This window comes from Paenirhodobacter sp. (genome assembly GCF_041916475.1).
GTDB lineage: Bacteria > Pseudomonadota > Alphaproteobacteria > Rhodobacterales > Rhodobacteraceae > Rhodobacter.
In genome coordinates, this window is sequence record NZ_JAYRZN010000003.1 from 1 (window position 1) to 23,253 (window position 23,253).

General features: G+C 70.0%; 21 protein-coding genes and 1 pseudogene. 3 read left to right on the plus strand and 19 right to left on the minus strand.

What is annotated here, in order from left to right:
* From ACOMG5_RS01800 to ACOMG5_RS01875, 16 genes are all read right to left on the minus strand, one after another.
* The coding region (locus tag ACOMG5_RS01800; protein ID WP_420342066.1) for a hypothetical protein at positions 1-2,063 on the minus strand (2,063 nt) is incomplete at its 3' end.
* Between the two features lie 45 nt (positions 2,064-2,108).
* Positions 2,109-4,184 (minus strand): phage tail protein, encoded by a 2,076-nt coding sequence (locus tag ACOMG5_RS01805; protein WP_420342067.1) that lies wholly within the window; start codon positions 4,182-4,184, stop codon positions 2,109-2,111.
* A complete protein-coding gene (locus ACOMG5_RS01810) occupies positions 4,174-6,528 on the minus strand; it encodes a putative baseplate assembly protein (protein ID WP_420342068.1) in 2,355 nt (784 codons plus the stop codon). Before ACOMG5_RS01810 ends, ACOMG5_RS01805 begins: the two co-directional genes overlap by 11 nt.
* A 3-nt stretch (positions 6,529-6,531) precedes the next feature.
* On the minus strand, positions 6,532-6,927 hold the full coding sequence (locus ACOMG5_RS01815; RefSeq protein ID WP_420342069.1) for a GPW/gp25 family protein: 396 nt from the start codon (positions 6,925-6,927) through the stop codon (positions 6,532-6,534).
* A gap of 1 nt (position 6,928) precedes the next feature.
* A complete protein-coding gene (locus ACOMG5_RS01820) occupies positions 6,929-7,318 on the minus strand; it encodes a PAAR-like domain-containing protein (RefSeq protein WP_420342070.1) in 390 nt (129 codons plus the stop codon).
* Between the two features lies 1 nt (position 7,319).
* Positions 7,320-8,135, minus strand: coding sequence for a hypothetical protein (locus tag ACOMG5_RS01825; RefSeq protein ID WP_420342071.1), 816 nt, complete (start codon positions 8,133-8,135; stop codon positions 7,320-7,322).
* A gap of 12 nt (positions 8,136-8,147) precedes the next feature.
* Positions 8,148-8,669, minus strand: a complete 522-nt coding sequence (locus tag ACOMG5_RS01830) for a phage baseplate assembly protein V (RefSeq protein ID WP_420342072.1) — start codon at positions 8,667-8,669, stop codon at positions 8,148-8,150.
* Positions 8,666-9,892 (minus strand): phage late control D family protein, encoded by a 1,227-nt coding sequence (locus tag ACOMG5_RS01835; protein WP_420342073.1) that lies wholly within the window; start codon positions 9,890-9,892, stop codon positions 8,666-8,668. The genes ACOMG5_RS01830 and ACOMG5_RS01835 overlap by 4 nt, the downstream gene beginning before the upstream one ends.
* Entirely contained in the window at positions 9,892-10,686 is a 795-nt protein-coding gene (locus ACOMG5_RS01840; protein WP_420342074.1) for a hypothetical protein, read from the minus strand. Before ACOMG5_RS01840 ends, ACOMG5_RS01835 begins: the two co-directional genes overlap by 1 nt.
* A gap of 3 nt (positions 10,687-10,689) precedes the next feature.
* Positions 10,690-10,869, minus strand: coding sequence for a hypothetical protein (locus ACOMG5_RS01845; RefSeq protein WP_420342075.1), 180 nt, complete (start codon positions 10,867-10,869; stop codon positions 10,690-10,692).
* Between the two features lie 11 nt (positions 10,870-10,880).
* Entirely contained in the window at positions 10,881-11,396 is a 516-nt protein-coding gene (locus tag ACOMG5_RS01850) for a phage tail protein (protein ID WP_420342076.1), read from the minus strand.
* Complete coding sequence (locus ACOMG5_RS01855) at positions 11,393-13,582, minus strand: phage tail sheath C-terminal domain-containing protein (protein WP_420342077.1); 2,190 nt, start codon at positions 13,580-13,582, stop codon at positions 11,393-11,395. The genes ACOMG5_RS01850 and ACOMG5_RS01855 overlap by 4 nt, the downstream gene beginning before the upstream one ends.
* 21 nt (positions 13,583-13,603) lie before the next feature.
* The gene (locus tag ACOMG5_RS01860) at positions 13,604-14,044 is read right to left on the minus strand and encodes a phage tail protein (protein WP_420342078.1); all 441 of its coding nucleotides are present in this window, start codon (positions 14,042-14,044) and stop codon (positions 13,604-13,606) included.
* Positions 14,045-14,071: 27 nt separating this feature from the next.
* Positions 14,072-16,573: a phage tail sheath family protein gene (locus tag ACOMG5_RS01865; protein ID WP_420342079.1), complete on the minus strand. Its 2,502-nt coding sequence runs from the start codon at positions 16,571-16,573 to the stop codon at positions 14,072-14,074.
* 10 nt (positions 16,574-16,583) lie between these two features.
* Entirely contained in the window at positions 16,584-17,222 is a 639-nt protein-coding gene (locus tag ACOMG5_RS01870; RefSeq protein WP_420342080.1) for a carboxypeptidase-like regulatory domain-containing protein, read from the minus strand.
* Positions 17,219-17,824 carry a DUF4255 domain-containing protein gene (locus ACOMG5_RS01875; RefSeq protein ID WP_420342081.1) on the minus strand — a complete coding sequence of 202 codons (606 nt, stop codon included), beginning with the start codon at positions 17,822-17,824 and terminating at the stop codon, positions 17,219-17,221. Before ACOMG5_RS01875 ends, ACOMG5_RS01870 begins: the two co-directional genes overlap by 4 nt.
* A gap of 225 nt (positions 17,825-18,049) precedes the next feature.
* On the opposite strand from ACOMG5_RS01875, the pseudogene ACOMG5_RS01880 reads away from it, so the two are divergent.
* The 3 genes and pseudogenes from ACOMG5_RS01880 to ACOMG5_RS01890 all read left to right on the plus strand — a co-directional run.
* Positions 18,050-18,358, plus strand: a pseudogene (locus ACOMG5_RS01880) (AMP-binding protein); the annotation flags it as partial.
* 190 nt (positions 18,359-18,548) lie between these two features.
* A complete protein-coding gene (locus ACOMG5_RS01885) occupies positions 18,549-19,772 on the plus strand; it encodes an AMP-binding protein (protein ID WP_420342082.1) in 1,224 nt (407 codons plus the stop codon).
* Positions 19,773-20,015, plus strand: a complete 243-nt coding sequence (locus ACOMG5_RS01890) for an acyl carrier protein (RefSeq protein ID WP_420342083.1) — start codon at positions 19,773-19,775, stop codon at positions 20,013-20,015.
* Between the two features lie 187 nt (positions 20,016-20,202).
* Here ACOMG5_RS01890 and ACOMG5_RS01895 read toward each other — a convergent pair whose 3' ends face one another.
* The 3 genes from ACOMG5_RS01895 to ACOMG5_RS01905 form a co-directional block, all read right to left on the minus strand.
* Positions 20,203-20,355 (minus strand): hypothetical protein, encoded by a 153-nt coding sequence (locus ACOMG5_RS01895; RefSeq protein ID WP_420342084.1) that lies wholly within the window; start codon positions 20,353-20,355, stop codon positions 20,203-20,205.
* A 9-nt stretch (positions 20,356-20,364) separates the two neighbouring features.
* Positions 20,365-21,327 (minus strand): formylglycine-generating enzyme family protein, encoded by a 963-nt coding sequence (locus tag ACOMG5_RS01900; RefSeq protein WP_420342085.1) that lies wholly within the window; start codon positions 21,325-21,327, stop codon positions 20,365-20,367.
* Between the two features lie 221 nt (positions 21,328-21,548).
* Entirely contained in the window at positions 21,549-23,054 is a 1,506-nt protein-coding gene (locus tag ACOMG5_RS01905) for a tetratricopeptide repeat protein (RefSeq protein WP_420342086.1), read from the minus strand.
* Positions 23,055-23,253 lie beyond the last annotated feature (199 nt).

Sequence of the window (23,253 nt, forward strand, 5' to 3'; positions counted from 1 at the left end):
TCGTTCAGCCCTTCACCATCCTGCCCATCCTGGCCATTCTGCCCCGGCGCACCGGGGGTGCCCGGCGCCCCCGGCAGCCCCTGTATGCCCTGCACGCCCTGCGCCCCGGTTTCGCCCTGCGGCCCCTGCAGGCCCGCGGGCCCGCGCGGCCCCGGCCGCCCGAGCCCCAGCCCCTGCGCCAGCATGCAGCGGATCGTCTCCATCAGGGTCGTGCTGGAGGGCACCAGCGGCCGGTGGGTGATATTGTCGATATGCAGGTCGGTTTCCGCGCCGGTGCCCGGGTCCTGGATCGGCACGGCGCTGCGCCAGGCCGGGATCGTGGCAAGGGTGAGGGCGTGGTCATCCTCCGCGCAGCTGGCGCAGCCCTCGATGACACCCTGCAGCCGCGCGCCGCAATCGCTCTCGGCCACGTCGATCACCGCGACGAGGCCGCGCTCCGGCTGGCCCGGCCCCTCATCCAGCGCCGCGACATAGAGCCGGTTGCGCGCCGCAGACAGCCGCGCGAACCGCGCCCGCCCGGCCAGCGCCTCGCGCGTGCCCGAAGGGTTCACCGGGCTGGAGCCCGCGAGATCCGACACGGCATCCACGGACAGGCTCAGGATCGAACCCTGCCCGCCCGCATCGCTTTCGAGCGCATAGGCCCATTTTTCCGCGGGCGCGAGGGTCAGGTCCTGAACCGCGCCAGCCCAGTCCCCTCCGCGGCCCTCGGGGGTGACGGCAAAGATCCCGCCCGCATCCGAAAGCCGGTATTTGCGCAAGGTAGCCGTGGTGGCATCCTGTTGCGCCAGCACGAAAACGAAGCGCGCATCGAAGGCCACGGCCAGAGCCACCGGCGCGCCGGCCAGGGCGACGGGCACGGTGATCTCGTCCCCGGCCTCGGCCACCGCCGCGCCCGAGAACAGCGCGGCCACATCGATGATGCGCAGCTGGCGCGCGGCATCGGCCTGATCGGGATCGAGCACGAACAGCAGCCGCGCATTGGCCGAGACCTGCATCACCGTGGCGCCGCGCCGCGCGGGGCGATCCGCGCCCACCGGATGGCCAAGCAGGAACCGACGCCCGTTTTGCGGCCCCGCGGCGGGGGCCGCGGCCGCCAGCCAGTCCCTGATCGCCGGGTCCTGAAAGGCCACGATCTCGCCCTGATCGAGCCGCAGCACAAACAGCGTGCCATCGCTCGCGACCGTCAGCCGCAACGGATCGTCGAAGCCGATCACCGCAGCCTCCGGCGCAGCGCCGCGCAGATCCGCCTCCCGGTACACCGCAACGCCCGAGACCGGATCGCCCGTGGCCACCGGCTGCGCCACCGCGCGGGCCACATAGATCAGGTCCCCCCGCGGCGATACGGCAATATCGTGCACGCGCGCGCCGGTCTCCACCGCTGTGATCAGGTCATGCGTCGCGCCATCATAGACGAGCATCCGCGCGCCTTCGCTGGCCGAGAGCGTGGCCACATAGATCTGCCCGTTCTCTTCGTCGAAGGCGAGCGCGGTGATCTCCTGCTCCTGTGCGACCAGCGTCTGCACCCATTCGAACCGCGCCTTCGCGGGCGGCACCACCGGCAGCACCTGCCCCGCCGGGGCGGAGCGGAGCGCCAGCCTGTAGCCCTCCCGGATCCGGTTCGGCGCGGTCCCGTCGGTGCAGCCGCAGCCGCAATCGGGCAGGATCACCGGCACCTGCTCGTCGCCGCATTCGCAATAGGCGATATCGAGGAACAGATCCTCGGTGCCATCCCCCGCCAGCTCCAGCCCCTGCGCCTGGATCAGCTCCTGAAGATCCACCAGCCGCTTTTCCGGCACCACGATCTCGCGCCCGCAACAATCCAGCGCCAGCCCCGGCTCCAGCACCAGGAACCGGCTGCGGCAGGCCGGGTTCGGATGGGCGATGACCTTCAGCCCGCAGACCGTACCCGCGCCATGCAGCGCCCGGTTATGCAGCCAGTCCTTGCCGACGAGATAGGCCTGCTCATCGGAAAAATCCCGCTCGGTGAGCAGCTTGCCGTTGAAATAGGTGTTCCGGCGGAAAACATGCAATCCGCAGGGGATGGTGGGGCTGCAATCGGACATCTGAAAAATCCTTCCTGGGAAACCGTTGGACCGGGCGCACCGGGCTCAGGGGCCGCGCAGAACGGCGGCGCCGATCCGGGGCGGCGCATGGGTGGGGGCATAGAGCCGGGCGGATTGCCCGAGGCGCATCTCGCCCAGGGGCGCCTGCGGCACCCCGGCCAAGAGCATGTCCACCCCGATGGTGGACTGACAGCCGATGCGGATGCCCGCGGGCGCCAGCACCAAGCGCCAGCTGGTATGGGCGGGGCGGAACAGGTCGATCAGCCGCTCCAGATCGGCGCGGGCCTGCGCATCGGGGACGCAGGCCGCGGGCAGCACCACCACGAAGCGGTGGGTCTCGATGCGGGGCGCCGGCAAGGGCCAGATGAGTTCTCCGCCCAGAAACAGGCCCGGCTGCGCGGGATCGCCCTGGCCCCAGCCCGGCAGGTCGTCGAGGCCGGGCCCGCGGCGGGCGGCATAGTCGCGCAGGCGGAATTCCTCCACCAGCGCGGGGGCGCGGCCGAGATGCAGCGCGATCACCTCGCTCAGCCCCGCCACAGTGCCGCGCGCCCGCATCAGCGCATCGGCCCGCGCCACGAAGCGCCGCCGCGTCTCGTCGGGCCAGCGCGCCAGCAGGGCGAGGTCGAACCAGGCGGCGAGCCAGGCGAGGAACTGCCCCTCCGGCGCGGTCCGGGCCGAGAGCATCGCCGGGAAGCGCTCGATCTCCTGCCCGATCTCGGCGCGGATCACGTCGAAATAGCTCAGAAACCGGTCGAGGAACCGGCGGCTTTCCGGATCGTCGTGGAAGGGCGCGGGCAGGAGCTCCAGCGAAGAGGCCCGCGGCCCGGTGATCTCCACCGCATTCAGGGCAGGCGTGGCCGCGCCGTCCCCCCGCAGCCCGAGCCGCAGCCACAGGAAGCGGCCCGGATCGGATTGCACCAGCGCCTCGGGCCGGTCTGCAGAGAGGAGCCGCCGCGCGGCCGACCAGCGCGTTTCCGGCAGATCGGGCAGGCGCTCGGGCTCGATCGGGGTTTCGGAGGTGAGGGTCGCGATTTCCACCGCGGCGGCTTCGGGCAGGCCGAGATCGAGGAGCACCCGGTCCCAGGCAAAGCCCTGGATGCCGCTGTCCAGCGCGGCGCTGGTCCAGCCGCCCGCGCGGCGGCGCCGGATCTGCGCGGGTGTGGGCACCAGAACCGGCCCCTGCGCAAGCCTGCCCTGCCGGTCCAGCGTCACGCCCGCCAGCGCCGCCCCGGCCCCGCCGCAGGCCAGCGCCGGGCGATGGACCGTAGCGCCCTCGCGGGTGAAGGGCGGCGGATAGGCGCCCTGCCACAGCGCGCGCAGATCTGCCTCCGGCAGCAGCTGCGCCCGGCCGATGGCATCGAGCCGCTGCACCCGGGGCCGGGCGCTGAGCGGGTCCTCATCAATGACGAGCAGCGTGCCCCCGGCCTCGGGGATCAGATGCGCGGGCCGGTGCAGGCTGCCCGCCCCACCCCGCCACAGCGCCCCGCCTACGGGCCGCCAGAGCGGATCGAGCCACAGCACCCGGCCCGCCTCCTGCAGCGCCACGAAGAGCCCGCCGTCCGGCGCCACGGCAATGTCATAGGGGCCGCCCGGCAGCGCCGCCACATGCCGGGGCGCGATCTCGGGCCAGGAATAGATGAGAAGCCGGCCCGGGAAGGCTTCATCGCCCGCATCCGCGACGGCCAGATCGCCCGCCACGGTAAAGGCAATCCCGCGCGGGCGGATCAGCTGCCAGGGCCCCGGCGGCGCGGGGGCGCGCGGCAGGGCGCAGTCCGCCTCCGGCGCCTGCGGGCGCGGTGCTGCGGGCCAGAGCGGCGCGAAGCCGCCCTCGGGCGCAGGGCCGCCCGGGCAGGGCGGCACCGGGCTCACCAGGATCCGCCCGCCCGCCGGATCGGCCACCAGCACCCGCCCGTCGGGCGCCATCGCGACGCCAGTGGGCAGGGTCAGCCCGCCGAGACTGCCCGCCGCATCGGCCAGCGGCAGTGCCTCCGCCGCGCCCATCGGCGCCAGCCGCAGCGCGCCATCGCGCGGATCCTCCACCACTCCGGCCAGCACCCCGCCCCAGCCAATGACCGGATCCAGCCGCAGAAAGGCGGGCAGGCGGCGGATCTCAGCGGCCATAGCGCACCTCGATCTGCATCAGCCCCGCAGGCAGCGCCACCAGCGCGTCCTCGGGCAAGGGGATCACATCGGCGCTATCGTCCTGGGTGACGCCTTCGAGCGCGATGCGCAGATCGAGGATACGCTGCACCCCCGGCTGCGCCAGCAGCAGGCCAAAGACATTGCCATGATAGACCGGCCCGCCGAAGGGCCAGCCGGAGCCATCCTCGCCGCCCGCGACCGGGCTGAAATACTGCTCCAGCGCGGCGGCGCAGGCGGATTGAACGGTCTTCAGATCGGCCTGGGGTGCCGCCATGATCTCGGCCCTCAGCAGGGTCAGGCGGCGGTAGCTCGGGCCGGTGACGAAAAGCTCCGTAGTGATCAGCCGCCGCGCATTCAGATGCGCGCCGATCAGCGCGAGCTCGGCCTCCGTCGGCTGCGGCATCGGCCCGGAGCGGTCCGGCAGGGCTACCACCGTCACCGCGCCGGGCCGGTCCGGCAGCAGCACCGGCGCCGCGCCCGACAGATCCAGCGCCACCTGCGGCAGGGCCACCGTCTTGCGCAGCGAAACGCCGGGCGTGCGCAGCGCCAGATCGGCGAAATCCTCGGCCGTCACCGCGCGGTCTCGGCTGCGCAGGAAGGCGGGCGCGGCGAGCTTCGCCTCCTCCAGCGACTGCGCATCCGAGCCCCCCTTCGCCGCGCGCAGGTTGCTCACGGAGGCCACCTGCGGCAGCGCGGTCTTCAGCTGGCTCACCGTGCCCGCGGCCACATTGCCAATGGCCCCGCCCCCCACCCGGTAGCGCAGCGCCACGATCCGCGACCCGGCGACCGGGATCCGGCCATGCACCCCGTCACCCAGGGTGACAACGCCGGTGCCCGGATCAAGGAGGTAATGCGGATCGTTGCGCCCGGAGCCTGCAAAATCCGGCACCAATACCCAGGGCTCGGCCGCGGATCCATCGGGCGGCACCAGAGCGAGCTCCAGATCCGGCAGGCCGCTCGCCGGGTCGATCAGCACCGGCGCCCGGCCGAGGCCGAAGCTCTGGTTCGGGCGCGCGGCAGAACTGCCCAGCACCTCGGACAGACGCGTGACCGCGGCGGTGGCGCGCACCGCATTCAGATGCAGCCCTGCCACCTGCGGCGCCCGGTCGGGCAGCACCGCCTGCCGCGCGCGCAGCCATACCAGCCCATGCGGCGCAGGGCTCGGCGAATAGCCGAGCTCGGCCCAGGCTTCCGGGTCAATGGCGGCGAAATCGGGCTGGGCCGCGGCGGGCAGCGCCTGCAGCTGCGCGATCAGCGCCGTGCGGTCTTGCAGCGGCGGGGCTGGAAGGCCGATCGGCCCTTTCCAGATATCGAGGTCGAGATCGGCGGGAAGGAACACCTCGGCCTGCAGATCGGCCACCAGCTCCGCCGTGGTCTGCGGCGGCCGCATCAGCCCGAGCTTCAGCCAGAACGCCCGCGGCAGCGCCGTCATCGCATGCATCGGCACGTCCTCGGGCATATCGAGATAGATCCGCCCGCTGCGCCGGAAGCCGCCGGTCTCATCGAGCCGCAGCGGCAGGCTGCGCCAGGCGGCCGCCCCATTCGCCTCCAGATCCGGGGCCGAGGCCGCCATCAGGACCGACCATTCCACCCCCGCCGCATCCGCCGCCACTTCCCAGGAAAACGGGCTCGCCGCGGCGGCGGGGCCGCTGATCGGCGCGTCATCGGCACCCGTTTCCAGCACCTCGGGCACGAGGCAGGTCAGCGCCAGCTCCCCGGCGGGGAACCGATCGAGGAAATAGCTCTGGCTGTCATCGCGCATGGGGCGCAGCAGCAGGCCCACGAACATCTCCCCCGCCCCCGCCGCGCCGAAGGGCCGGAACGGGCGCAGCAGGCTCAGCTCCGCCGCATCCGCATCGTAGCTGCCCGCCAGCGCCCAGTCCGTCCCGGTGCCGGGCACGATGATCGCGGCGATGGTGGCATTCAGGCCGCGCAGGGTCTCGTCCGTCTCGAAAACGATGGGCTGGCTCAGCGCCGGGTCCTTCACCCCCACCTGCGCGCCCTTCGGCACCAGAATGGTGAGCGGATCCCCCGCCCGCTTCAGCTCCGAAAAGCGGAACTTCAGCTCCGCCCGCGCCGCGCGCGCAGGCTCCGGCGTGGTGCCGATCATGTTCAGGAAGCGCACATAGGCCATGTCCGGCAGGCGGTTCAGCTGGAACAGCAGCACCTCGGTGAGCCAGGCCTGCAGCTCCACCAGCGCCACGCCCGGGTCGCTTTCGTTGAAATTCGTCCATTCCGGGGTGAAGGCGGGGATCCGGGCGCGGGCCTCCTCCATCAGGCTGCGGAAATCGCGGGTATCGAGATCGGGGACCGGCAGGGGCATCGCTCAACCCTCTCCTTCGCTGAGATAGAAGGGATAGACGAGGTTGTGGAAGGCGTTGTTGGCGCGGATGCGGTAATCCACATGGATGAACAGCAGGCTTTCGCCGTCGGCCGAGGTCTCGGCGCGCACCTTCAGCACGTCGATCCGCGGCTCGTAGCGCAGAAGTGCCCGCTCCACGACGGAGGCGATGCTGGCGCGCGTGTTCGCGGTATTGGAGGCGAACACATAGCTGTGGATGTCGCAGCCGAATTCCGGCTGCATCACCCGCCGCCCGACCGGGGTGGACAGGATGATCCAGATCGACTGCGCCACCAGATCCGCGCCCTCGGCCCAATCGAGCCCGCCGCGGGCATTCACCCGGATCGGAAAGCGCCAGCCCAGGCCCAGGAACGCGGTCATCTCAGCCCCCCACCAGCACGGTCGCGAAGGCGCCCATCAGGCGGCCATCGGCATTGTCGTTGTTCTGCTTGGTCGGGTCGCCGAAGCGGGCGATGCCCTTGCCGCCATAAAGAACGCTGGAGGAGCCGGAGACGACCCGCATCCTGCCCTTGATCGTGGTCGGGCCGCCGGCATTTCCGGCCTCGTCCCCGGTCGAAGTGGCGACTTCACTCTCGGCAAGCAGCGCCTTCTGCCCGCCCCCGAGGAGAAGCTGATCGGCCAGCCCCGTCGCGGCCGACAGATCGGCGATGTTCGGATAGGGCACCGGCACCGGGCCGCCGGGGGTGGGCGTGCTGCACACATCCGGGAAGGCGAAGGCGATACCCTGGTTCGGACAGATCGGCTGGCCCATCTCAGGCCTCCGCCAGGCTGAGCGCGACGGCGCGGTTCTGATCGGGCACGGCGGGGCCACCCGCCCCCCCCGCCGGCGCGAAGGCCACGCGCCAGACGGCATAGGCGCGGTGCGTCTCGGGCGCGGTCACGAGCGTATCGAGCACCGGCGTGAGCGCCTGATCGTGCCACAGGCAGGGATCATCGCGCCCGCTGCCGCCATACCAGCGCCGCGAGACCACCGGACGCAGCAGCGGCAGGGTGAAGCCATAGACCGCGCCCACCCCCTGGCGGCGGATGCCGATGCGGGCGCCGGGCGCCAGATGCGGCACCGCGCCCTGCGCCCGCGTGCGCCGGTATCCGTTGAACCAGCGGTTGGAGAAGCCATCGGGCAGCGCCTGGGTCATCGCGGTGAAATCGCCGCCCTCCGCCGGACGCGGGCCCTCCTTGCGGCTCTCCCAGGCGAGGCCCGCGGGGCCAAAATCCGCCAGGCCCTGCTGCGTCATCCGCACCACGCCATCCACCGCCACCGAAACCGCCACCGCGCCCCCCGGGATCACGATCAGGTCGGCCTCGGGCTTCGTCGGCACCAGATCGGATTCGTAGCTGACCGCATCGCCCACAAGCGCATCCGCCTCCAGCACCGCGGGGCCTGCGGGATCGGGCTCCAGCCAGCCGTTCGCCGGCGGATCCGCAGGATGGACGATATAGGCGCATTTGATCGCCAGCGCATGGACCTCCTCGATGTTGCCCGCGCCCACGGCGGAGCCCGGGCGGCGGCGGTTCGTGGTGAACAGCTTCGCCGAAACGCCGGGGCTATCTGGAAATTCGGTTTTCACGGGCGCCTCCGGTCATGGGTTCAGGTGGATGGGCACGCCCTTGCCGGTTAGCTGCGCGCTGGCCTCGACAGTGACGTTCTTGCCCTTGAGGGTGATGTCCTTCGGGCTTTCGATGGTGATCCCGTCCTTCGACATTTTCAGCATGTTGCCGGTCTTGTCGGTGAGCGTGATCGCCTCGTCGCCCTCGGTATCGTCAAACAGCAGGCTGTGGCCGCTGCGGGTCTGCAGCATCACCTGCGGCTGCTTGTCGGTGGGCGGCTTCGCATCGCCGGTGAAGATCGCGCCCAGGATCACCGGCTTCTCGATCCTGCCCTCCAGAAACCCGGCCACGACCAGATCTCCGGGCAGCGGCTGCACCCAGATGCCGAAGCCGCCGGAGGCGAGCGGGCGGGCGATGTCGCACCAGTCGCCGGGCTCGGTTGCGGAAAGGGTGAGGAAGCTCACCTTGACCCGGCCGAGCTTCTCCGGGTCGTCCACATCGACCACCTCGGCCAGCACGAGGCCCTTCATCAGCGATTGCAGCGCGGCGTTCATGCAGACCTCGTTTTCATCCGCGCGGAAAAGCGCGTGGTATAGCCATTGGCGTCGATGCGGTGGGTGGTCTTGGTCAGGACCCAGTCGGCGGAATAGCGCGGCCCGACCCCGTCGATGCGCACGGTGGCCCCCGCGCGCAGATGCGGGAAGCCCACCGTGCCACCCTCGGCGGTGACCATGTCGCGCACCCGGTCGAGCAGGAGGCCGCGGGCGCGCGCCTCCGCCTCAGCCTGGCTGCGCACGGCGGCATCGGGCTCGAGCGTCTCGGTGGCCTCGAGCGCCCCGGCCACGAGGTCGAAGAGCTTCGGATCCGGGAAATCGAGCCCGAGCTGCGCGAGCGTCGCCTCGCCCTTGATATTGCGCGCATCGCCCGATTTCGTCGGGTCCAGCCCCTGAACAGTGACCTTGCCGACCTGATCCTTGATCCGGAGCGCGATGTCGAAATGGATCAGCGTCTTGCCCCAGCCGAGCCGGTAGGTGGGCGTCGCGCTTTCCGAGGGGCCGAAGAACAGCACCGGCTCCCCCGCGCCGCCCCCCGTCACCTCCAGCCCCAGATCGGCGGGCGGCGGCGGCAGCATCACCAGATCGTAGCCCAGCAGCCGCGCCCGGCGGGCGAGGAATTTCACCGGCGGCTCGTTGTTCAGCATGACGAAAGCATTGGCCACCTCGCGCCCGGACTGGCCCGCGGGCGTGGCCACCCCGATGCCCAGATCCCCCGCCAGAGCCTGCGCGATGGCGGTATCGGTCTGATCGGAGAAGCTGCGGGTCAGCGGGCCGCGCTGCAGCTGGAACAGGTTCGAGATCGCCCGCACCTTCATCTGCGGCAGCCCGCTTTCGGGGAAGCTCGGGCTCACGGTGACGATGGTGCCCAGAAGCTTCGAGACCGGCTCCTCCGGCCCGTAGTAGCCCAGCACCAGCTCCGCCGCCATGCCCGGCTCGAAGGCCGGGATCTCGTGCCCGGCGCCATCGGTGCGCGGGCGGCCGGCGCCATCGTAGGGGCTCGAATATTTCGGCGCGTTCAGCACCGGATCCCAGTCCGACAGGGTGAATTCGAAGAATTCGTATTCGTCGAGATTGTCCTCGAAGGTCAGCTCGATCACATCGCGGATCACATGGGGCTCCACCGCGCGGCCATCGTTGCCCTCGGCGCGGCGGCCATCCACGCGCAGGATGAAGCGCGGGGCATAGAAGCTGCGGCCGGTGTGGATCGCCTCGCTGTTCATCACGCCCTCCGCCCGCTGGCCTCGACCGGCGCCGTCTCCAGCGGGGGCAGCGCCAGCGCCAGCCCCGGCACCAGCCGGATCGGATCGTGCAGCCCGTTCGCCCGCGCGATCAGCCGCCATTGCGCGGCGTCCTTGTAGGCGACATGGGCGATGAAGGGCAGCGTCTCGCCCTCGCGCACGGTGTGCACCCGGGTGTGGTCCGAGGTTTGCAGGTTCAGCTCGGTCAGCTGCTCGGACAGGGTGCGGTATTCGCGCAAGGTGAGCGTGACGATCGCGCGCAGCGGCACCCCCTCCGGGTCAAACAGCGTGTAGCGCCGCGCGACCGTCTCCACCACTGCGTCAAAACTCGGGGTGGGGGCGGCGCTCTCGCTGGTCACGGCGCCGGGGAAGGCCTGGCCCCAGGTGATGCGCACGAGGGGCGGCGTGTGCAGCGCGCCCGAGATCTTCACCATCCGGTAGAAGGCATCGACCCGCTGCACCACCGTCTGCGGCGCCGCGGGCGCGCCCGAGCCGCTGCCGCCGCCGCCGAGCGCGCCCGAAATCGCCCCGGTCACCGCACCGAGGAGCCCCGCGCCCCCGGGCGGCGAGGTGCCATCGAAAAACAGCTCGAGCCGCAGCTTCTCGCTCTCGCCGCGCACGAACTGGAGGATCGGGCTGTCCAGCCCCGGCAGGCTGACCTCGCCGAATTTCGCCGTCTTCTCGAAGCCGTATTCGGTCGGGTTGAACTGCACCTCCACCGGCTCGCCGATGGGGTTTTTCTCCAGGTCCAGCTTCTGGAAGCTGAGCTTGCCCATGGCTCAGCCCCCCTCGCGGAGCGCGAGGCCCCGGTCCGCGCGGCGCAGCTCCTCCTCGCGCGATCCGCCCCGGCCGCGGCGCTCCAGCCTGCGCGCGACCTCATCGAGAAAGCCCGGGGTGATCAGGTCGGCCGGGTCGAAGATCTCGACCTCGGAGACGACCTCATTGATGCGAACGGCCATGATGCCCCCTTTCAGAACGGGCTGACGGATGCGAGAAGCTGCCCGGGCGATGCCAGCAGCGTGAGCTTCTCATGCGCGATCTCGATGCTCTCGATGGCGACGGCGCCCTCGCCCGCCTTCAGCGCAGGCCCGCTCCAGCGCACCGGCAGGCCGTTGGAGAAGGACCAGGTCTTGACCGGGATCTTCATCCGGTCCTGCAAGATGATCAGCCCATCGCGGCGGGTGCCCTTGCCGGCCTGGAACTCCTCGTGCCAGAGCCACAGGTCCTCGGAGAGGCCGACCCCGCGCAGCAGCGTGATGTTGGGGTAGCTCATCCGGGTCGGGAAGCGGTGCACGCGGTCGTTCACCCCGCCCTCCAGATAGGTTTCCATCTCCAGCGTGCTCTCGAGCCCGCGCGCCTCGGAAAAGCCGCCCATCGCCAGCCCCGCCGCCGCCGAAAGCGCGCCGCCGAGCACCCCCGAGCTTTCCATCAGCGTGATCAGGAAATTGTAGGCCGGAAGCGGGTCCATCCGCGGCAGGTCGATCATCTGCGCTCCTCCACCTGTACCGAAAGCCGCTCGGCCCGCCCGAGGCGCAGCCGGATGAATTCATAGGGCCGCACCGGGGCCACCGCGATCTGCGCCACCATCCGGCCTGCGTCGATGATCGCGGGTGGGTTGTTCTCCTCGTCGCATTTGACGCGGAAAGCCTCGGCCGGGCTCGCGCCCGCGAAGGCGCCCTGGCGCCAGAGCGCGGCCAGAAAGGCGGTGAGCGATTGTGTCACCGCATCGCGCAACCTGCGGTCGTTCGGCTCGAACACGGCCCATTGATGAGCATCCTCGATCGCCTCCGCGATCATCAGCAAAAGCCTGCGCACATTCAGAAAGCGCAGCTCCGGCTCCGAAGACAGCGTGCACGCGCCCTGCGGCGCAATGCCCCGGCCGGGGCTCGCGCGGATCACGTTTACCCCGGCCTCGTTCAGCAGGGCATGCTCCGCCGCCGTCACCGGCAGATCCAGCCCGGCGATGCCGGAAAGCGGCCGGTTCGCGGGCGCCCGCTGCGGGCCTTCGGCCAGATCCATCCGCGCGATCAGGCCCGCGACCGCGCCCGAGGGCGGCAGGGTAACGAGGCTGCCATCGGCGCGGATCGCCCGCAGCCAGGGCCAATAGAGCGCGGCGTGGCTGGTATCGAAGCGGCGCCGCCAGCCGATCACATCCTCGATCCGCGCCGCGGCCCCCTGAGGCAGATCGAGGATCGCCACGCGGTAGAGGCCACGCTCGCCCTGGGCGGCCATCGCGGCCTGCACCTCGGCCACGGTATCGGCATCGAAGCGCGGCGGCAGCGCGACCGGGGCCAGGATGAAATCCTGCGCCTGCGCCATGGCGACCGGGAAGCTCTGGCCGGAGGCTTCGGCGGCGCCATAGGCCGGGTGCACCAGCCGCAGCGCCACCTGCCCGGCGGGCAGGCCGCTGAGGACAAAGCGGCCATCCGCGCCGCTGAGCACCGCAGCGGCGGCCGAAGCGGCGCCGAGACCCGTTATCCGGGCGCCCGCCACCGGCCGGCCGGTATCCGCATCCAGAACCCGCCCGCTGAGGCGCCCGGCAGGGGGCGCCTCCATCCGCTGGCAGGGGCGGTCCGGCAGGGCGAAGGACTGCGGCGGCGCGGGTGGTTCCGCCGCCAGCACCAGATCGGGCAGCGCGAGGAGAGAGACTTCATCCACCCGCGCCAGCACATCGAGCCCGGCGAAGAGATGCGCCTTGGTCACGCTGCGCAGCCCGTCGCGCCCGCCGGAGAATGGCTGTGGCAGGCCGGCGAAATCCCAAAGCTCAGGGTCCTCCAGCGCTGCATCCGGCGCCTCGACCCGGGCCGCGAGCCACGGGCTCCGCGCGGCCAGCGCGGCCGAGATGCTCTGCGGGTGGTCCGGGCTCAGCGACAGGCCCTCATGGCGCTCGATGGCCACCCCGTCGAGCAAGAGCTCGAGCGAGAGCGCCAGGCTTTCGAGCCGCATCGGCCGGGCGGGATCGAGGCTGCCGAAGCCGGGGCCCGCGAGCGGATGGTGCCACAGGATTTCGCCGAGGCCCGTGTCCACCCCTCGCACCCGGCCCAGCCGAGGGGCGGCGCGGCCATCTTGCAGCAGGCGCACCAGACTGCCCGGCACGAAGCCCGCCAGACCGGCGACCCGGGTGCTGGCGCCATCTCCGGGCTGCAGCGCGGCCGCGGTGGTATGGCCCGCCAGCGCCGCCCGCAGCACCACAGAGAGCCGGTTGCCCCAGCTGCCGGGGTTCTCGAGCGCCTCCGCGCCCGCGCCGGGCGCGCCGGTGGGGCCGGGGCCCGGCCCCTCGCCCGGTGCGCGCGCAGCACCAATGGCCGCGAAGGCCGCGCGCAGGTGCAAGGTACCGAGCGGCGCCCCCGGAGGCCCGAGCGGGATCGCGGCCCGCGCCGCCGCCGCGCCCTGTGCCGGATCCGCATCCGCGATCCGCACCATATGGCAGGCCTCGCCGCCGTTCTCGAAGAACAGCCGCACCGCCTCGCCCACATGCCCGGGCACCAGCGGCGGGCCAAAACTATCGAGGAACTGCCGCCAGGTCTGCAGCCGCACCGGCTGAAACAGGGGGCCGCGCTCCGCATAGCCCGCGAAGCCCGCGATATCGGTGCGCAGCCGCTCGATCCGGGGACGCAGCAGGTCCACCGTCTCGACGCTTACCCCCGGCACGCCCCCTCCCGGCGCTGGCATGGCAGGCCCTCCTTTCGGGCGTCACTTGATGACGAGCTCGATCCCCTCGTGGCAGATCTCCACCGTCTCCACCGCCACCTCATTGGTGGAGGCATTGAGCGACGGCCCCTCCCATTTGCAGATCCAGCCCTCGCGGAAATTCACCCGCAGCGCCTCCTTGCGCTCCTCGTTGAGCAAGATGATCGCGCCGCCGCGGCGCTCGGTCTTGCCCTGCAGCGTGGTCTGCCGCCAGGCCCACAGATCGCCGTTCTTGGTCATGCCCCGCTTCAGCGAGATATTGGCGACGGTGATGAGCCCGGGCAGCTTGCGCAGGATCGGCTCGTCCGATCCCTCGCGGTAGTCGATCGTCTCCTGCGTGCTCTCGAGGCCGCTGACCTCGGTGAACCCCGCGGTGGTGACATCGTCGATCTGCAGCAGGAAGTTGAACTGGGCGAAGGGGTCGATGCGGTCTCCAACGGCCATGGCGATACTCCTTTTCGGCGGGCGGCCTCAGGCCGTGGCCCCGGCGGTTTTCTGGCTGATGCGGAAGATGACGAATTCGGCCGGCTTCACCGGCGCAATGCCCACGCGCACGATCAGGCGCCCGGCGTCGATATCGGCCTGGGTCATGGTCGAGGGGCCGACCTCGATGAAGAATGCCTCCTGCGGCGTGGCCCCCACCAATGCGCCGCTGCGCCAGACCGATGTGAGGAAATTGCCGAGCGAGCGTTCGATCGTGGCCCAGAGGAAGCTGTCGTTCGGCTCGAACACGGCGAATTGCATGCCGCGTTCGATGGATTTCTCCACGAACAGGAACAGCCGCCGCACCGGCACATAGATCCATTCGGTATCCGACGAAATCGTGCGCGCGCCCCAGATCCGCTTCGCCCGGCCGAGCGCGGAAAAATCGCGGATCACGTTGATGCCGCGCGGATTGAGGATCTCCTGCTCGCCGGTGGTGATTGTGGCCTGCAGGCCGAGGATATTGCGCACCACGACATTGGCCGGGGCCTTGTGCACGCCGCGCTCCGTATCGGTGAGGGCGAAGGCGCCGCAGACATGGCCCGAGGGCGGCACCGCCAGCCGGTCCGCGGGGCGGCCGAACGGGTCCGAAATCTCCAGCCACGGGTAATAGAGCGCGCCGCGCGTGCTGTCATAGAGCTGCCGCTGCGCCTGGACATCGGCGAGGCGGGCGTTGGGGGCGCTGTCCAGCACGGCGATGCGGTAGCGCATCAGCTCGCAATGGGTCAGGAGCGCGTTCTGCACCAGCTGCCCGGCCTGCCCCGGCGCCGCCACGATGGAAATGTCATCCACCCCGGTCAGCGCCTGGATCCCGGTGCGGTCGATCACATCGGGCGCGGCGGTGCCGACATAGCTGCGCTCGTCGAGGTTGGCGAGGTCATCCGAGCCGCCGGCGAGCGCGCGGCTCACCCCCGGGAAGGGCGCCGAAAGCCGCAGCGCCGCAGCGCCGCCGATATCGAGGCCCGCATCATCCATCGTCAGATCCGACAGGCGGATCAGATCCGAAAGCCCGGCCTCCGCGGAGCGGCCCGTGGCCCGCTCAAAAGCGCCGATGATCCGCGGCGCATAGCGGTGATGGGCCGGATCGACGGCGAGGCTGTCGAAGGATTCGTCCATCGTCACCTTTCCGGCCGCATCCAGAAGCTCCACGGTGAGGCCGAATTCCTGGCTCATCACCGTATCGCCCACCTGCAGCGCCACATCCGCGCCGCCCTCCAGCTCCACCTCGCCCGAGCCGGTATCGGCGCGGCTGACGCGCTGGCGCGCGATCTCGGCCCCGGCGCGCCGGATGGAGACCACCGAGCCCGGCACCAGCCCCACCGCGCTCACCACCCGGACCGGGCTGTCGTCCTGCGCGGCCGCAGTGGCGATGGTGGTTTCGCACAGGGGCGTTGCGCGCGCGCGCAGCCTGAGCCGCAGGTTCGCCCAGGCGCCCTGATCGCGGGCATGAGCGCGGAACAGCGCCGCCTGACGGCGCAGCGCCACGCCCTGGCCATGGATGGCGGAGGTCGGGCTCGCCGCGATCGAGAGCGCCGCGACCGGCGAGCGCACCACATGATATTCCGGCGTGAGCCCGGCCCCAATCGCCAGCACATCGCCCGCCGCGATCCCGGCCACGGCATCGAGGCCCAGCAGCCCCCCGCCCGCCGCCACCGCGCCATCCAGCTGCGTGGCCGCGCCATCATTCGCGAGCGTCACCCGGGCCAGGGCCAGCGTCGCCTGCGGATGATCGAACAGCAGCGCGCCCTCCACGAAGCCGGCCGCGCCATCGGCGGCGATGGTGACGAATTCGGTGAGCTCGGGCGCCGCGGCATGGCTCAGGCGCAGCACATCGCCCGCCTGCAAAAGCGCCGTGCGCGCGGCATCGAGGAGCAGCCCGCCCCCCGCCGCCATCGCGCCGGTAACCCCGGGGGTGAGATCGGTGCCCACTACAGGGGCGCCCTGCCGGCGCACGGGCGCATTATCCGCCATGGCTGCATGCAGCCGCCCGGAAAGCATCACGCCCTCCTCGATCGGGGCGGCCGCCGCGGTCACATATTCGGAGCGCGGGCCATCCAGGATCAGGATCTGGTCGCCCGCGGCGAGGTTGGTGCCATCCTCGATGCGCAGCAGCACCGCCCCGGCGGCGGCGCGCTCGGCCAGCCCGGTGACCGCGGGGCTGGTGGCCACATCCCCGAACAGATCCGCCGTGGCGAAGGCCGCACCGGCACCCAGGATCCGGTTCACATAGATCCGCCCGGCGCCATTGTCGAAGGCGCCCTGCACCGCGAAGGGCAGCGCGTGGCGTTCCCCGGTATAGATGCGCGGATCCAGCACCCCGCCGAAGATGCGCTGGAAATCCCCGATATTGGTGACGAGCGTCGGGCGGTTCACCGGCCCGCGCTCGGTCACACCGACGAAACCGATGGTCGAGGTGGAGACCCCCTGAATGGCCTTCACACCCCCGGAAAGTTCTTCGACAAAAACGCCGGGCGCAAGATATTCGGGCATGGCTTTGTCCTCAGACGGGCGCGAGCGTCAGGCTCGTGCGGTTGATGGCTTGGGTAAAATCGAGACGGTGGCGAAAGCTGGCGGGGCGGAAGCCCGGGGCCGTGGCGGCCAGGGTGATCTCCGCCACGACGGGCAGCGCGGCGAAGGCGAAGGCGCCGCCCGGCCCCACCGCGATCTCGGGCAGGCCCGGGGCGGGCAGGCTGACGCGGATCCGCGCGCCGGGCACGGGGGCGTCCGGGTCATCGGCGCGGTGAACCGTGCCGCGCAGCGCGACCGCAAGCGGCATCAGCCGCACATCGCCGATCCGCGGCAGCCCGGCGATCCGCTCGGCCACCGCGCCCCCCGGCAGCGCCACCGGCTGGCGCGCGAGCTGCGCGGCGGTGAAGGCCTGGGTTTCCTCAAAGGGCGCATAGCCATCGGCGGCAAAACCAAGGCGCAAAGTGGTGGCCGCGGGCGCCAGCGCGCTCTGCGGATCGGCATGGAGGCGGAACAGGCCCTCCGGGGTGATACTCACCGCCAGCATCTGCGCCCGGCCCGGGCTGAGGGCGCGGATCTCCAGCCGCAGGGGGGCGCGCAACCGGCCCCCGGTGACGCCATCCAGCGCCTGGCCCGCGCGGACCAGCTGGCGGCTGAGGACATCGCGGCTCATCCGCCCTCTCCCGCCTGCCCTACCAGCACATGCGCCTCGCCCACCCGCGCCGCGGGCAGGGGCGCGCGGGCACTGTCCACCACCACGCCGCGCAGCTGATAGGCCACCGAAAGCCGTTGGCGGGCCCCCAGCGCCTGCCACAGGCGGAAGATCTCGTCGGGCGGCAGCATATCCATCACCAGCCGCAGCTCCGGGCTGCCGCCGCCATGGCTGTCGCCCACGGGCTGCCCGGCCAGAACCGAGATCATCGGCGCATCGTGAAAAGCCTGGATCACCCGCCCCAGCAGCAGCTGCCGCTCCGCCTCGGTGCCGCTGACCGGCGTGATCAGGTAATAGAGCCGCAGCGGCAGCGGCGGCTGCAGCATCTGCCCGGCCCCCAGCGGCAGCAGCGGCTGATTGCGCAGCTGGGCATCGGCGGCAATGTGATACAGGTGCAGCGAGACCACGGCGGCATCGGCCACATCCTCGGTCGGAGGATCGAGAACGATTTGCGTGACTTCGTTGTCGATCTGGAAATCGACATCGGGACCGGGCCCGAGCGCATCGAACAATTTCTTCCTCAGTGCGAGACTCGCGTCTCGCACCACCGAAAAATGGCTCATGGGATTATTCCGAAAGTCTAACTACGAATCGTCAACAGTGGGCGGTTGCATCGTCGTCAATTGAGCAATGTTCGCGCTAAAGCCCCAATCTGTCAAACGCTACGCGCGCAGGCGGCCGCCTTCGGCTGGCTCCGCGCCACGCGCCCTACCCTGGCCGCTTGTTGCCGCGCCTCGCATTTCCGGCTTGCGCCGGGGTGGAAAACTGCAAAAATGCGCAACACCGAAATGGCACGGACTTCATGGCCTGCCGAAAGTCAGACGAGCTGTTTCTTGAGAGACCTGATTACTTCCCTGGAACAGTCCGCCTCCGCGAAGGGCGACCACTGCGCGGTCCGCTTCTTCTCCGGCGAAACCTGCACGGATGTCAGCTATAGCGACCTGCATGCAGGGGCGCGGCACTATGCGGCGCTGTTCCAGGCGGCGGGGCTGGAGCCGGGCTGCGTCATCTTCATCGTGCTGAAGCATCACCGCGAGCTCTATGATGCATTCCTCGGCGCGATGATGGCGGGGTTCATCCCCTCCTTCCTGCCCTATGCCACGCCGAAGCAGAACCCGGAGAGCTACTGGGCGGCGCATGCGGCGCTGTTCCGGCGCGTCACCCCCGGGATGATCGTGACCTTCGCCGGGAACGAGGCGCCGGTGCAGGCCGCGCTCGGGCCCGACAGCGCGACCCGGGTGCTTTCGGTCGAGGCGGCGCGACATGGCGCCGCCCGCGCCGGTGCCCGTGCCCCGCAGCGTCGAGACGGTTGCGCTGCTGCAGCACAGCTCCGGCACCACCGGCCAGAAAAAGGGCGTGATGCTCACCCATGGCCAGATCGAGCGCCAGATCGCCTCCTATGCCGCAAGCCTCGGCTTCACCGGCGACGATATCGTCGCGAGTTGGCTGCCGCTCTATCATGACATGGGGCTGTTCAGCAGCTTCCTGATGCCGATCATGCTCGGGGCGACGATCCTGTCGCTGGATCCGTTCGAGTGGGTCGCAGCACCGCACCGGCTTTTGCAGGTGGTGGCCGAGGGGCGCGCCAGCCATTGCTGGATGCCGAATTTCGCCTTCTCGCACATCCGCCGCTATGTGGAGGCGGCGCAGCCGCCGCGCCAGGACCTGAGCACGCTGCGCGCCATCATCAGCTGCTCCGAGCCGGTGCGCGCCGATACGCTGGCGCAGTTTCGCAGCTATTTCGCCGATCAGGGCCTCTCGCCCGCCGCGCCGCAGGCCTGCTATGCCATGGCCGAAACCGTGTTCGCGATCTCGCAATCCGATGTGAGCCGCCCGGTACGCACGCTGCGCATCGACCCGGTCGCGCTGACCGAGCCCGGCCAGCCGGTGCGGCGGCTGAGCGAAGGCGGGGCCGAGCATGTCTCCAATGGCCGCCCGATCGCGGGCATCCGCGTGCGCATCGAGACCGCAGCCGGCCGGGTCGAGGTCTGCCCCGGCGCGCGCAGCGAGGCCGCCGGAGAGATCCAGGTTTCGGGCGATTTCGTCTTCGACGGCTATTACCGCAACCCGGAGGGCACCGCGCAGGCCTTCACCGAGGATGGCTGGTACCGCACAGGCGACATCGGCTTTTGCGACGAGGGCGAGATTTTCGTCTGTGGCCGCACCAAGGAATTGCTGATCATCCACGGCAAGAACTATTATGTCGGGGATATCGAGCAGGTCCTCTCGGCGATCGAGGGGGTGAAGCCGGGTCGCGCCGTGGTCTTCGACATTTTCGATCCGGAAACGGATTCGGACGAATGCGTCGTGATGGCGGAGACCGAGCTCGAGGATCCGGCCAGCCTGCGCAGCCTGAAGCGCGAGATCCGCGAGCGGGTCGCGCAGCGCCTGACGCTGCAGGTGCGCTCGATCGAGCTCGTCGCACCCGGCACGCTCGTCAAGACCACTTCGGGCAAGATGAGCCGCTCCGAGAACAGGAAAGTCTGGATGTTGGCCAGGGAGGGTCGATGAATGTCGGACGACATCACGAAAAAGGTGATTTCCATCATCGCCGCTGAATTCAAGGTTTCGCCGGGCGAGATCGACGCCGAGACCGTCGCCGCAGATGTCGATGGCTGGGATTCCATCCGGCACATCAACCTGCTCCTGAAGATCGAGGATGCGTTCGAGCTGGAATTCGATACCGGCGAGGTTTCGGCGGTATCGAACGTCGGCGAGCTGATCGCTCTCGTGCGAAAGGCTGCCGCTTCGTGACGACCCGGATCGTCATCACCGGCAATTGTCACGCGCAATATTACGCTGCGGCCCTGCAATCCCTCGGGATTGCGGAAACCCGCTGCGTTGGCCGCCCCTTTGCCGGCCCGATACAGTTTCGCGGCACCACCGCGCGTTTCCTGCAGCCTTCCGAGGTCAGCGAATGGCTGGAGCAGAGCAATGCGCATCACCGCATCATCGTCCGGCAGACGACCTTCGCCGCGCCCTCCTGCCACGAGGGCAGCGGCGCTTCGGCCAGAGCGATTGCGGGCAGGATCAGCGCTGCCAGCAGCAGCCCCACCCCCCGCATCACCGCGAAAATCCGCACAGGATATCCCATCGCCACCCCCTAGCCCGCCACGCGCTTCACGCAGCGGAAGCCGACGTGGCTCGTCGAGGTATCTTCCGGCTCGGCGTGCCGGGCGGCGGGGCGATAGCGCCGGCAATAATTCGGCGCGCACAGATGCGAGCCCCCCTTCAGCACCCGCCGCGGGATCCGAATCTGGGGCTGCTGCGGATCGTAGCTGCCCTCCGCTGCCGCCCCGCGCGGATTCACCGGAATGCAGCAGCTGCGCTGCGCGGGCTGTGGATGGCGGGTGGACCAGTAATCGGTGGTCCATTCCCAGACATTCCCGATCAGATCGTAAAGCCCGAACGGGTTGGCCGGGAACGTGCGCACCGCGCTGGTGCGCTCCTGCCCCTTGGGCTTGGTGCTCTGGGTCGGGAACATGCCCTGCCAGGTATTCGCCACCGGGACGCCGCCCGGGATCAGCTCGTTACCCCAGGCGAATTCGGTATCGTCGCGGCCGCCGCGCGCCGCCAGCTCGAATTCGGCCTCCGTCGGCAGATCCAGCCCCGCCCAGGCGGCATAGGCCTGCGCATCGGCAAAGGCCACATGCACCACCGGATGGTCCAGCTTGCCGCGCAAGTCGCTGCCCGCGCCCAGCGGGTGGCGCCAGTCCGCGCCAAAGACATAGTTCCACCATTGAAAGATATCGGGCCCGCTGATCCGCGCCGGCTGCACGAAGACCAAAGACCCCGCCTTCAGCATTTCAGGCAGCGCGCCCGGATAATCCTTCGCGTCCGGCACCTTTTCCGCCACGGTGACATGGCCCGTCGCCTCCACGAATTTCATGAACTGGCGGTTGGTTACCGGGGTTTCCATCATCCAGAACCCGTCGACGGTCACCGGATGGGCGGGAGCCTCCTCCGGGTAGTGGCTGTCGGAGCCCATCATGAAGGTGCGGCCCGGAACCCAGGCAAGGCCCTCGATGCCGGATGGAGTATCGGCCACCTCGGTCGCATGTGTCATGGGTGCCTCCGGTCCTCTGACGCAACAGCCCCAGCCTGTGCCCGCCAACCCCGCATGGGAAGTAAGTAACGGTTACGGTAACCCCGGATTTCGGTGGGTTTATGGCGGTATCTTGATAAGAACCCCCATGAAAACACGCGAGAATGCCCGCGCCCACGATCCGATGCGGCCGTTATTTCCACAGCACCGCAACGAATCGCCGCCCCGATACCCGCTTGGGCTCAGTAAGGCGTCCCGGCATCGCGAACATAAGACGAGGCCCGGGCGAAGCCATCCTCGAGCGAAGCGGAGAATTCCGGGCGGTAGAGCTGTGACTGGATCAGCTTCTCGCCATCGCGCGGCAGCTCCGGATAGCGGCGGTAGAGCTCTTCGAGGCCGGAGGAGCGGCCCTGCTCGAATTCGAGCTTGGCCAGCGCTGCGGCCCGAACCACCCGCGCCGTCCCATTGAGCGAGAGGATCTCATCGGCGAATTGCGCCGCCGAGGCCCAATCCTGATTGCGAAACGAGTTCAGCGACCGCACCAGGATCGCATCGGCAGGCGCCACCCGCTTGTAGCGCGAGGCGAGGCCGACCATCGCATCCGCCTTGCCCCATTCCCCGCGCGAGAAGAAATAGACCGCCAGCGCCCCGGCGGTATCGGCATTATAGGGGTTCGTCGCCAGGGCCCGCTGCGCAAAGACAATGGCCGTATCGAGGTGCCCCCTCGCAAAGCGGCTCCGCGCCAGCGCCAGTTCGGCGGCATCCGACGTCGGGTCGATCGACATCGCCTGCTCGGCCAGCGCCTCGGCCCGCTCCAGCGACGGATCATTGCCCTTCAGCGCGCTCAGCATCGACAGATACGCCACCGCACGGGCGTTCTCTGGGTCTGCGCTTGCGGTTTCCTCCAGGCATTTCTGCGCGGCGCCGATGTCGCGCCAATCCTGCAGCTCCAGCGCGTGACTGGCGCGCAGGATGCACACATTGCCGAGCGCGCCCGCCGGCGCGCGCTCCATTTCCGCACCCGCGATCACCCCGTCCATATCGGTCAGCCGGACTGCGAGCACCGCCGCCAGGTGCCGATCCGCGAATTCCGGAGCGATTCCGCGCGCATCCAGATCCTCCACCCCGGCCGAGACCAGATGGCGGGAGCGATTGTCGAACAAGGCCCAGCGGGCGCTGCGCCCCTGCTGCGCTTCGCTGTAGGTGATCTCGACCCGGTAATCCGATGCGGGCCGCGCGGCGGCGGGATCGGCAATCCGCACGGTACCGAAGCGCAGCATCGCGGCCATCAGATAGTCCCGCAAGGCCTCCGACCGGCCCGCCATGGCCGGATCGGCCACGCTCAACGTCAGCTGGACGGTCGGGGGCGCCACAGCGTCAGGGCTGCCCTGCGGCAACCGCAGCAGCAGCAGCGCCAGGGTAGCCGCGGCCAGACAGGCAACCGCCACCGGCCAGAGCCAGCGCCGGAGCGACGGCCTGCGCGGCGCGGCAGCCGACGGAGCCTCCGGCTCCGGGCGCACCGGAAGCGGAGGCTCCGGCACGGCCATCTGCGGCAGCGTGACGGCGGCATTACCGCTGGCCACGAACCGCACCGCATACCGGCCGCGCGGCAATTCGATGGAGACGGAGCTTTCACGGCCATAGGTGGCGTAATAGGCCTCCAGCGCGGATCTCAGCCGGCTGATCTCGATGCGGACGATCGGATCGAGCGAGGGCTCGAACGAAGCCCCCCGGCCCAGCACATCCACCGCGATCGAATAGGCCTTGGCCCCGTCCGTATGGCCGGTAAAATATAACTCTGCGAGATACGTTAAAATCGCGCGGTGACGTTACGTAACGCGAAAACGCGTGTCCGCGAGAAGCCTCGTCAGTTCGGCCCGGCACCTGACCGCCATATTCTCGTCAGGCGGGCCCTAGCCTTCGGACATGTCCGGCACCACTTGCCCC